The following is a 10,711-nucleotide window of genomic DNA, read 5'->3' on the forward strand; positions in this document are numbered from 1 at the left end:
GGACGTTGCTAGGCAAAGAAAGTGCAGCTGATTTATCAGTTGCACTTTCTTTGTTTATAAAAAAAATTATAACTCACCCATATACAATACAAATAAAGTACCTCATATTTATATTCCTCAGCTATATATCTCTGTAAATGTTGACTGTGCATAATTCATAACCATTTACACGCTTAAAGGTAATATTAAAGCCTGTTAAGGCTTGTTCAACTCCACTTTTAATAGTTATCTGTTTCAATGATTTATAGAATTAGTTGCATCTATTGCAACTAAGCTGGAAATTAGCGCTATAAAATTATACTTCTCTTTATCTCTATGTTTACTTTTTCTTGATACAGGAATATATCTATTAAGCTATTTTTGTTGTATATAGAGAGAATAAAGAATACATTAGTGATAACATTAAAAATAAATATAAAATAAATAATTTGAGCTTGTATGAAGAGAGATAAAGGATAGGCTCTATGATGAGTAGAACGTTTTAATGGGACGGTAAAATAGAGAGGGGAAGCGAAATGACGAGTATTTATGATTTTGTAGTCAAAAAAGCAGATGGGGAAGATCAATCTTTAAGTGAATTTAAAGGCTCACCTATGTTGATTGTAAATACAGCAAGCAAATGTGGTTTTACCCCACAATTTAAAGAACTGCAGGAGTTATATGATAAATATAAGGATCAAGGTTTTACTGTTCTAGGTTTTCCCTGTAGTCAATTCAATCATCAAGAATTCAACAATATTGATAAAACAATTGCTTATTGCCAAATGAATTACAATGTACAATTTCCCATGTTTGCAAAAGTAGATGTTAAGGGTGAAAACGCTTCACCGCTGTTTCAATATCTGACTTCTGAAAAGAAAGGTCTCTTCACAGATAATATAAAGTGGAACTTTACTAAGTTTTTAATTGACTCTGAAGGAGAAGTCATTGCAAGATATGCACCTCAAACTTCCCCTACAAAAATAGAGGATGACTTAAAAAACTTATTATAATGAAAAATCATAATAGTCTTTCTTATGGCTGACTCCTTGACAACTAATTGCCTACGTTGTTAATCTTACAATTAATATCTTTTTTGTAGGAGGAGTTTAAGAAATGTGGGAAACTAAATTTGCCAAAGAAGGTTTAACATTTGATGATGTATTGCTTGTACCAGCACATTCCGAAGTATTGCCAAAGGAAGTTGATTTATCAGTAAATCTAACATCCAAGATTAAATTAAATATCCCGATTATCAGTGCAGGGATGGATACGGTAACAGAATCACCTATGGCAATTGCGATGGCTCGTCAAGGCGGCCTTGGAATTATCCATAAAAATATGAGTATTGAAGAACAAGCAGAACAAGTAGAAAAAGTTAAACGATCTGAAAATGGTGTTATCACCAATCCATTTTTCTTAACGCCTTCTCACCAAGTATTTGATGCGGAACACTTAATGGGTAAATACCGTATTTCTGGTGTACCAATTGTGAATACGATGGAAGACCGAAAATTAGTCGGAATTATTACAAACCGTGATTTGCGCTTTGTACAAGATTACTCAATAAAAATTGATGAAGTCATGACTAAAGAAAATCTTATTACAACTCCTGTCGGCACTACTTTAGAAGAAGCTGAAAAGATGCTACAAAAATACAAAATCGAAAAGCTTCCAATTGTCGATGAAGAAGGTTTATTAACAGGATTAATTACAATCAAGGATATTGAAAAGGTAACGGAATATCCGAATGCTGCAAAAGATGAACATGGCCGTTTACTTGTAGGAGCTGCGGTTGGTGTAACATCAGATGTGATGATGCGGATTAAGAAGCTTGTGGAGGCACAAGTAGACGTCATTGTAATTGATACAGCTCACGGCCATTCTGAAGGCGTATTAAGACAAGTAAAAGCCATTCGTGAAGCTTACCCTGATTTAGTTATCGTTGCAGGTAACGTTGCTACACAGGAAGGGACGAAAGCCTTGTACGAAGCAGGCGCAGATGTTGTCAAAGTAGGAATCGGACCTGGTTCAATTTGTACAACTCGTGTTGTAGCTGGTGTAGGTGTACCTCAAATTACGGCTGTCTACGATTGCGCAACAGAAGCAAGACGCCAAGGGAAAACGATAATAGCAGATGGCGGTATCAAATATTCTGGAGATATTATTAAAGCGTTAGCTGCTGGCGGACATACAGTTATGTTAGGAAGCTTGCTAGCAGGTACTACAGAATCTCCAGGCGAAACAGAAATTTTCCAAGGCCGTCGCTTTAAAGTATATCGTGGTATGGGTTCAGTTGCTGCAATGGAGAACGGTTCAAAAGATCGTTACTTCCAAGAAAATGCAAAAAAATTAGTACCAGAAGGCATTGAAGGCCGTTTGCCATATAAAGGGCCTCTAGCTGATACGATTCACCAATTGCTTGGCGGTGTCCGTTCAGGTATGGGATACTGCGGAACAAAGGATTTAAAAGACCTAAGAGAAAATGCACAATTTGTCCGCATGACGGGAGCTGGATTGAAAGAAAGCCACCCACATGATGTTCAAATTACAAAAGAAGCACCAAACTATTCATTACTATAAGTATCAGCCTTTTCACCCATTTTGCATGAACAATTAATGCAGAATGGGTGTTTTTGATAACTGTCTATTGTATTCCACTATTCTATGTTAAAATTAGCGAGATAAGTATATATTAACGGAGGTAGAATGGTGAAAAAAGGTAAGATCAGTAAAATTTTAAGTATCATGCTAGCAGTAGTCATGGTACTTAGCAGTTTTACCCTAGTAGGAACGAAGGCTAGTGCAGCGGACAACCTAGGGTTGAATGTAAAAGCGGCGATTTTAGTTGATGCGGATTCAGGAAAAATATTGTATGAAAAAAATGCTAAGCAAGCTCTTGGGATTGCCAGCATGACAAAAATGATGACAGAATACATCTTACTTGATGCGATTAATGATGGAAAAGTAAAATGGGATCAAAAGTATAAAGTGTCTGATTATGCTTATAAAATCTCACAAGACCGTGCTTTGAGTAATGTTCCATTACGAGCAGATGGAGAATATACAATCAAAGAATTATATGAAGCAATGGCTATCTATTCTGCAAATGCAGCTACCATTGCGATTGCTGAAACAATTGCAGGTTCTGAAACTGAATTTTTATCTTTAATGAAGAAAAAGGCAAAAGAATTGGGCCTGAAGAATTACCACTTTGTTAACTCTACAGGTTTAAATAATGAACAATTACAAGGTATGCAGCCAACAGGCACTTCTGAGAGTGATGAAAACAAAATGCCTGCAACATCTGTTGCCCGTCTAGCCTATCATCTATTAAAAGACCATCCGGAAGTTCTAGAAACATCAAGCATTCCCCGCAAGACTTTCCGTGCAGGAACAGACGATGCCATTAAAATGGATAACTGGAACTTTATGTTACCTGGTTTAGTTTATCATTATGAAGGTGTGGACGGACTAAAAACCGGTACTACTGATTATGCTGGCCAATGCTTCACAGGTACAGCCAAACGCAATGGCACTCGCTTGATTGCTGTGGTCATGCATGCAGAAGGTAACAATGGAGATCGTCATAAAGCACGTTTTGATGCAGCTAAAACATTATTTGATTATGGTTTTGGACAATTCACAACGGAAGAAATCTTACCTGCAGGTCATGCATTTAAAAATCAAAAATCAGTAGCTATAAAAGAGGGTAAAGAGAAGAGTGTAAAAGTTGCTACGAAAGATGCCATTTCAATGATGGTTAAAACAAGTGAAGCAGATGATTATACTGCTAAGCTAGTAGTAGATAAAAAATCCTTAAATGCCCCTGTTAAAAAGGGAACTGTTGTTGGGCATGTTAAAATCAATAAAAAGTCAGGCAAAGATTATGGCTTTATTGATGGCACTTCAGCAAATGCCAAAGTAGTAACTACAGAGACTGTGGAAAAAGCCGGCTTTATATCGTTAACATTTAAAAAGATCGGAAGTTTTTTCAAAGGACTATTTTAATTATGAGGGATTGACTATTCAGTCAATCCCTTTTTACTTGTTTTTGAATTTCCCAGCAATCCATTAGCTGTTCGATTGCATAAGGTATTTGGTCTTCATCTAAACCGCCAAAGCCTAAAAGAAATTGGTTATCCCGCTCTTCTATAGTTGGTGTGATCATATAATTAGTAATGGGTATAATTCTTATGCCTTTTTGCAAAGCCCTTTCGCTAAGGGTCTGAGCGTTTAATTTATGGTTAACAGTTAACACTACATGCATTCCCGCCTGTTCACCAGAGATGGAGACACTGGGTCCATAGGGTGTCAGGGAAAGAGTGAGCTTCTCTAGCTTTTTCCGGTAAATTTTCCGCATGCGATTCAAATGTTTTGAGAAATGCCCTTCCTTCATAAATTGAGCCAATATATATTGCTCGAAGCGTGGAACAGTCGATGTATAATAGCTGAACATCTTGTAATATATAGGCAATAGTTCTCTAGGTAGAACAAAATAGGCTATCCGCAAAGATGGCATTAATGATTTTGAAAAGGTGCTAAGATAAATCACCTTATTCAGACGATCCATCCCTTGTAGTGAAGCAATAGGTTTGCCAATATAACGGAATTCACTATCATAATCATCTTCAATAATAAAACGCTTTTTATCTTGGGCTGCCCAATTCAATAATTGGAAACGTCGTGAAGCAGATAGCACAGCACCAGTAGGGAATTGATGAGAAGGAGTAATATAGGCAACATTGGCGTCTGTTTGTTCAAGTTGTTGTATTTTCATCCCATCCTGATCTACATTAATAGGGATTATTTGCTGATAAGACTGGTCAAAAATATAGTGGGTTAATGTATAGCCTGGATTTTCAATCGCATAATGATTTTTCTCCCCTAAAAGCTTCATTATCATAGGCAAGAGCTGCTCAGTCCCAGAACCAATGACTATTTGTTCTGGTGAGCATAGAACGCCTCTAGACTGGTATAAATAGCTTGCAATTTGTTCCCGCAATTCTAATTCCCCTTGAGGCGAGCCTAGCAACAGGAGCTCTTTTTGATGCAGATCAATTGCGTCCTTTGCATACTTTCTCCATGCTGCAAAAGGAAAAGCTTTAGTGTCTATAGAGCCTGGATTAAAATCAATATAAACTTCCAGATTCGCGGAAGTCTTTAGAGTAGGATGTGCGACAGCTTTCTCTACATAGGCCAATTCTTCTATTGCTTCTACAAAGAAACCGACGCGAGGCTTGGATATGATATAGCCTTCCGCTAATAACTGCGCATAAGCCAGTTCAACTGTTGTTTGGCTAATAGATAAAAATTCAGAGAGCTTTCTTTTGGATGGTAGCTTTGTACGTACAGAGATTGAGCCATCGATAATTCCTTTTTTTATTTTTTCGTAAAGCTGTTCATAAAGGGGAATTGATGTATCTTTTTCTAATTGAATCATCAACATGTCCATACTTTATCACTCCTAACTGACCGTATAGAAATTGGATTTCTATGAACTTTCGCGGGGTCAATTTTCTTACTTACATCATACTTGTTTTGTTTGTGGGTTGAAAGGATGATGTAACAGGATTAAAGAGATATAGGACAGTGGGACAATACCATATCAAGCATGCTATATTAATGGAGAAGGCTTGTACTGTACTGAAAATACATATGTTGTTAATTTTTTTAAAGTAATCAAGCTTGCAATGCTTGCATAACCTTTAGATGTATTGTAAAGTATGGTTAATTATAATTTAACACGATGATAGGAAGCAGTAGCAGGCACGTTTTTTTAAAGAGAGTCGATGGTAGGTGCGAATCGATAAAAACACTTGTGAATCCGTCCTTGAGTTGCTCAGCTGAACGTTAGTAGGCTGCAGCCGGTTAATAGCCGTTACAAAATGAGTGGATTAGGCATTGGTCTAGTCAATTAGGGTGGCAACGCGGGTATGCTCTCGTCCCTTCATGGGGATGAGGGCTTTTTTGCGTCCATTAATTCACTGCTTCCGGTCATCGATTAATACAATTAGGAGGAATTACACATGCTAGATATTAAACGCGTCCGCGAAAATTATGCGGAAATTAAAGAAAAGCTTTCACACCGTAATGAAGATCTTGGCACAATTGATCACTTTGAGGAATGGGATCAACAACGTCGTGATTTAATTGCTAAAACGGAAGTATTAAAGGCTGACCGTAATAAAGCTTCTGAAGCCATCGCATTAAAAAAACGTAATAAAGAAAATGCAGATGAAGAAATTGCTCGTATGAGAGAAGTGGGCGATGAAATCAAAAAGTTAGATGCAGAGCTCAATGAAGTTGAAGAAAAGTTTAACGATATGATGATGCGTCTTCCTAATATTCCACATGAAAGTGTTCCTGTTGGCGATACTGAAGACGACAATGAAGAGATTTTAAAATGGGGCGAAATTCCAACATTTGATTTTGAAGCAAAGCCACACTGGGATCTAGGTACAGACCTTGGCATTATCGATTTTGAACGTGCTGGTAAGGTTACTGGTAGTCGATTCGTCTTTTATCGTGGTCTTGGCGCACGCCTTGAACGCGCACTTTGGAACTTTATGATGGATCTTCATGCAGACAAACATGATTATGAGGAACTACTTCCTCCTTATATGGCTAATCGTGCAAGCTTGACAGGTACAGGTCAACTTCCAAAATTTGAAGAAGATGCTTTCCTTATAGAGAAAGAAGATTACTTCTTAATTCCTACAGCTGAGGTGCCAGTAACTAATTTTTATCGGGATGAAATTATTGATGGATCTAAGTTACCTCAAGCCTTTACAGCATTTAGTGCATGTTTCCGTTCAGAAGCAGGTTCTGCTGGACGTGATACAAGAGGTCTGATTCGCCAACATCAATTCAACAAGGTTGAATTAGTACGCTTCACAAAGCCAGAAGACTCTTATAATGAATTGGAAAAACTAACTGGTCATGCGGAGGAAGTACTTCAATTACTAGAACTGCCGTACCGCAAATTAAAAATGTGTACAGCTGACTTAGGATTCACTGCTGCTAAAAAGTATGATTTAGAAGTATGGATTCCTACGCAAAACATGTATCGTGAAATTTCTTCTTGTTCAAACTTTGAAGATTTCCAAGCTCGCCGCGCGAACATTCGCTTCCGCCGCGAACCAGGTGCAAAACCTGAATATGTGCATACATTAAATGGTTCTGGCTTAGCAATCGGTCGTACTGTAGCTGCTATTTTGGAAAATTACCAACAAGCAGATGGCAGTGTGAAAATACCAGAAGTGTTAGTACCGTATATGGGTGGTTTGACAGAAATCGCTCCTAAGTAAAATTGATATAAAAAAGCGATCTGCCATAGCGGATCGCTTTTTTCTATTTCTTATCAGCTAAACGTTTTGCTTTTTTCTTTGCACGCAACTCTTTAAAAAAGCTGGATAATAATTGACCGCATTCTGTACCCATAACGCCTTCCGTTACTTCGCATTCATGATTAAAGCGGCTGTCATTTAAAAGGTGGTAAAGAGAATCTACGCAGCCAGCTTTAGGATCCCGTGCACCATAGACAACACGAGGAATTCGTGATTGTAAAATCGCACCTGCACACATAGGGCAAGGTTCTAGTGTGACGTATAATGTTGTCTCCTCTAATCGAAAACTTCCAAGGGATTTGCATGCATCTTGAATGGCCATGAGTTCGGCATGAGTAACAGCATTTTGTGTTGTTTCGCGCAGATTATGTGCTTTTGCAATAACAGTGCCATGCTGTACGATGACTGCACCAATAGGCACTTCTCCTAGGGTCTCTGCCTTCTTTCCTTCTTCTATTGCCATCTCCATAAAATAGTGATCAGTATTCATGAAACACGCTCCTTGTCAAATAGTTTAGCATGTTTAGCTGACAGGATGCATATATTATTCCACATGAAGAAATAGAGGAGGCTTTCTTTGATCTATGTTGTAAAGCAAGGTGACAGCTTATATAAAATTGCAAGAGAACATAATACAACCGCTGCTGCCATAGCTGCATTAAATGAATTACCAAACCCAGATGTTTTAGTCGTTGGACAAACTCTTGTATTGCCGGAAAAATTGAATGTAAATCGTAAGTCCATTGAAACGAATGGCTATGCAGAATGGTATACACAGCAAGTGCCTGCTCGATTATCACAAGAGGTAAGAAAGAGAGGTCCGTTGCTTACTTATATGATGCCATTCGCTTATGAAGTAAAAAGAGACGGGACTTTAACAGGCCTTGAGTGGGGAAATTTAGGGGAAATCGCTACAGCTAATCGGACAGCCAGTGCAGTAGTTTTAACAAATATTGAGAATGGGGCATTCAGTGATACATTAGCTCATGACATTTTAACGAGTGAAGCATTACAAGATGTGATGATGGATGCTGCACTGAGTGAGGCAAAACTTCACAATGCAAGAGATATACATGTAGACTTTGAATATTTGCCGCCTGAAGATAAAGATTTATATGTAGCTATGCTAGTAAGGCTTGTAGCTAGAGCTCATCCGGCAGGTTTAACTGTTTCTGCTGCATTAGCACCCAAAACAAGTGCAAGCCAAAGCAGTAAGTGGTATGGTGGGCACGATTATAAGGGAATTGGAGAAACTGTGGACTTTGTTGTGATCATGACATATGAGTGGGGGTATAGCGGTGGCCCACCAATGGCAGTATCGCCGATCCATCCAGTAAGACAAGTATTAGAATATGCAATTAGCGAAATGCCGGCCTCAAAAATTATGATGGGGCAAAACTTATATGGATATGACTGGAAATTACCATATAAGGTAGGTAACCCAAATGCTGTTGCAGTAAGCTCACAGTATGCCATAGAAGTAGCAAAACAAAATAATGCAGCCATATCATATGATACAGTGGCACAAGCTCCATATTTTCACTACTGGAAAAATGGAGTCGAACATGTTGTATGGTTTGAAGATGCAAGATCCATCGAAGCAAAATTTGAACTTTTAGAGGAATTGGGATTAAGGGGAATTGCTTATTGGCATCTAGGCTTTTCGTTTCCTCAAAATTGGGCGCTATTACAACAAAAGTTTCACGTGAAACATCTTTTCTAATCTCTTTCATTCTGATGGACATTAAAGGGAAAACAGCCTTGGTGAATGCCAAGGTTTTTTTATTTTCTAAAAATACATAGTTTAAAACAAAAGAAGACTTGGACTGTCCATGCTATATCTCTTGTGTTAAAATTATAGTCATTGACTAAAGAGATAAGCGAGGAGGTCTTCTGATGCCAGTACCGTTTATTACGGTTGAGGGGCCTATTGGTGTAGGGAAAACTTCACTATCCAAAAATATTTCTGATGCTTTTAATATTCATTTATTGAAAGAGATAGTGGACGAAAATCCCTTTTTAAATAAATTTTATGAGGATATTGATGAGTGGAGCTTTCAAACGGAAATGTTCTTCTTATGCAATCGCTATAAACAATTAAATGATATCAAAAAGTATATGGCAGAAAGTAATAGCCCTGTAGTAGCTGATTATCATATTTTTAAAAACCTTATATTTGCTCAAAGAACTTTACCACCTGGTGAGTTTAACAAGTATAAAGAGATATATAAAATTTTAACGAAAGATTTGACTCAACCTAACATTGTGGTTTATTTATATGCGAGCGTCGACACATTGATGAAACGGATCGCGATGAGAGGACGAGATTTTGAAAAAATGATTTCAAGAGAATACATGGAGCAGCTGGTAGAAGATTATCATACCTTTATCAACACTTTTGAAGAAGAGCATCCTGATATTCCTGTCATACGTTTCAATGGAGACCAACTAGATTTTGTGAAATACGACAATGATTTAAAGGAAATTCTTTATACCATTGAAGAAAAGCTAACAAAAAGGAGCTTGAAAGGATGAATTTAAGAGAAAAATACGGCATCCCATCGAATGCTGTGATTACTATTGCAGGAACTGTAGGAGTTGGGAAGTCTACTATGACAAAGGCGCTGGCCAATGCTCTAAATTTCCGCACTTCTTTTGAGAAAGTTGATACAAACCCTTATCTTGATAAATTTTACGATGACTTTAATAAATGGAGTTTCCATTTGCAAATATACTTCCTTGCTGAACGCTTTAAAGAGCAAAAGCGTATTTTTGAATACGGCGGTGGATTTATACAAGATCGTTCTATCTATGAGGATACAGGGATATTTGCTAAAATGCACTATGATCAGGGGACGATGGATCCCGTTGATTTTGAGACATACACCAATTTATTTGATGCAATGGTGATGACGCCATATTTTCCACATCCTGATTTGCTAATTTACCTTGAGGGACCAATTGATGATATTATTGAAAGAATAGAGTCACGTGGACGCCCAATGGAACAACAAACAGATAAAGAATATTGGTATGAAATGCATCGTCGCTATGAAAATTGGATTGATAATTTCAATGCTTGTCCTGTATTGCGTCTAGATATTAATGATTATGATTTGATGAAAAATCCGCAAACAATTGAAACAATTTTAGAGAGAATCGGCCACTTTATGGAGCAAACCTCTCATTTACGCCGATAATAAAAAAACAGCCAGGGATAGAAGTAACTTCTCCCTGGCTGTTTTATCTATAGCAGTACTTGTTGCCTTTATTTGAATATAAAAAATGAAAGCCATCTAGCCTAAGCTAGACGGCAAAGAAAAAATCGTTACAATCAAAAGCAACGATACAATCTCATTATTATGCGCGTTTAATTTAAAAAT

At 37.5% G+C, this 10,711-nt stretch carries 9 protein-coding genes and 1 other annotated feature; of the genes, 7 read left to right on the forward strand and 2 right to left on the reverse strand.

Annotation, left to right across the window (positions count from 1 at the left end; all coding sequences use genetic code 11):
• The first annotated feature begins 515 nt into the window (after positions 1 to 515).
• The 3 genes from RST01_RS15745 (at position 516) to RST01_RS15755 (ending at position 3,990) form a co-directional block, all read left to right on the forward strand.
• Positions 516 to 992, forward strand: a complete 477-nt coding sequence (locus RST01_RS15745; protein ID WP_147198297.1) for a glutathione peroxidase — start codon at positions 516 to 518, stop codon at positions 990 to 992.
• A gap of 103 nt (positions 993 to 1,095) precedes the next feature.
• Positions 1,096 to 2,562, forward strand: a complete 1,467-nt coding sequence (gene guaB, locus RST01_RS15750; protein WP_147198299.1) for an IMP dehydrogenase — start codon at positions 1,096 to 1,098, stop codon at positions 2,560 to 2,562.
• A gap of 165 nt (positions 2,563 to 2,727) precedes the next feature.
• Positions 2,728 to 3,990, forward strand: a complete 1,263-nt coding sequence (locus RST01_RS15755) for a serine hydrolase (RefSeq protein ID WP_244946740.1) — start codon at positions 2,728 to 2,730, stop codon at positions 3,988 to 3,990.
• Between the two features lie 22 nt (positions 3,991 to 4,012).
• Here the strand turns inward: RST01_RS15755 and pdxR are convergent, their stop codons facing one another.
• Positions 4,013 to 5,434, reverse strand: a complete 1,422-nt coding sequence (pdxR, locus tag RST01_RS15760; protein WP_147198303.1) for a MocR-like pyridoxine biosynthesis transcription factor PdxR — start codon at positions 5,432 to 5,434, stop codon at positions 4,013 to 4,015.
• Positions 5,435 to 5,719: 285 nt separating this feature from the next.
• Positions 5,720 to 5,932: a binding site (T-box leader), on the forward strand.
• Positions 5,933 to 6,008: 76 nt separating this feature from the next.
• Between pdxR and serS the strand changes: the two genes are divergently transcribed.
• Complete coding sequence (gene serS / locus RST01_RS15765; protein ID WP_147198305.1) at positions 6,009 to 7,289, forward strand: serine--tRNA ligase; 1,281 nt, start codon at positions 6,009 to 6,011, stop codon at positions 7,287 to 7,289.
• Positions 7,290 to 7,332: 43 nt separating this feature from the next.
• On the opposite strand, the gene tadA is transcribed toward serS, so the two are convergent.
• Complete coding sequence (gene tadA / locus RST01_RS15770; protein WP_147198307.1) at positions 7,333 to 7,818, reverse strand: tRNA adenosine(34) deaminase TadA; 486 nt, start codon at positions 7,816 to 7,818, stop codon at positions 7,333 to 7,335.
• Between the two features lie 87 nt (positions 7,819 to 7,905).
• Between tadA and RST01_RS15775 the strand changes: the two genes are divergently transcribed.
• From RST01_RS15775 to RST01_RS15785, 3 genes are all read left to right on the forward strand, one after another.
• Positions 7,906 to 9,051 carry a glycosyl hydrolase family 18 protein gene (locus RST01_RS15775; RefSeq protein WP_147198309.1) on the forward strand — a complete coding sequence of 382 codons (1,146 nt, stop codon included), beginning with the start codon at positions 7,906 to 7,908 and terminating at the stop codon, positions 9,049 to 9,051.
• A gap of 173 nt (positions 9,052 to 9,224) precedes the next feature.
• The gene (locus RST01_RS15780; protein ID WP_147198311.1) at positions 9,225 to 9,863 is read left to right on the forward strand and encodes a deoxynucleoside kinase; all 639 of its coding nucleotides are present in this window, start codon (positions 9,225 to 9,227) and stop codon (positions 9,861 to 9,863) included.
• Entirely contained in the window at positions 9,860 to 10,528 is a 669-nt protein-coding gene (locus tag RST01_RS15785) for a deoxynucleoside kinase (RefSeq protein WP_147198313.1), read from the forward strand. The genes RST01_RS15780 and RST01_RS15785 overlap by 4 nt, the downstream gene beginning before the upstream one ends.
• Positions 10,529 to 10,711: the final 183 nt, after the last annotated feature.

Origin of the sequence: Rummeliibacillus stabekisii (genome assembly GCF_007988965.1) — a bacterium.
In the GTDB taxonomy this organism is placed as follows: domain Bacteria; phylum Bacillota; class Bacilli; order Bacillales_A; family Planococcaceae; genus Rummeliibacillus; species Rummeliibacillus stabekisii.

Coding starts and splice junctions, on each gene's coding strand:
- RST01_RS15745 (WP_147198297.1), top strand. CDS start 516: ATGACGAGTATTTATGATTTTGTAGTCAAAAAAGCAGATGGGGAAGAT.
- guaB (WP_147198299.1), top strand. CDS start 1,096: ATGTGGGAAACTAAATTTGCCAAAGAAGGTTTAACATTTGATGATGTA.
- RST01_RS15755 (WP_244946740.1), top strand. CDS start 2,728: ATGCTAGCAGTAGTCATGGTACTTAGCAGTTTTACCCTAGTAGGAACG.
- pdxR (WP_147198303.1), bottom strand. CDS start 5,434: ATGGACATGTTGATGATTCAATTAGAAAAAGATACATCAATTCCCCTT.
- serS (WP_147198305.1), top strand. CDS start 6,009: ATGCTAGATATTAAACGCGTCCGCGAAAATTATGCGGAAATTAAAGAA.
- tadA (WP_147198307.1), bottom strand. CDS start 7,818: ATGAATACTGATCACTATTTTATGGAGATGGCAATAGAAGAAGGAAAG.
- RST01_RS15780 (WP_147198311.1), top strand. CDS start 9,225: ATGCCAGTACCGTTTATTACGGTTGAGGGGCCTATTGGTGTAGGGAAA.
- RST01_RS15785 (WP_147198313.1), top strand. CDS start 9,860: ATGAATTTAAGAGAAAAATACGGCATCCCATCGAATGCTGTGATTACT.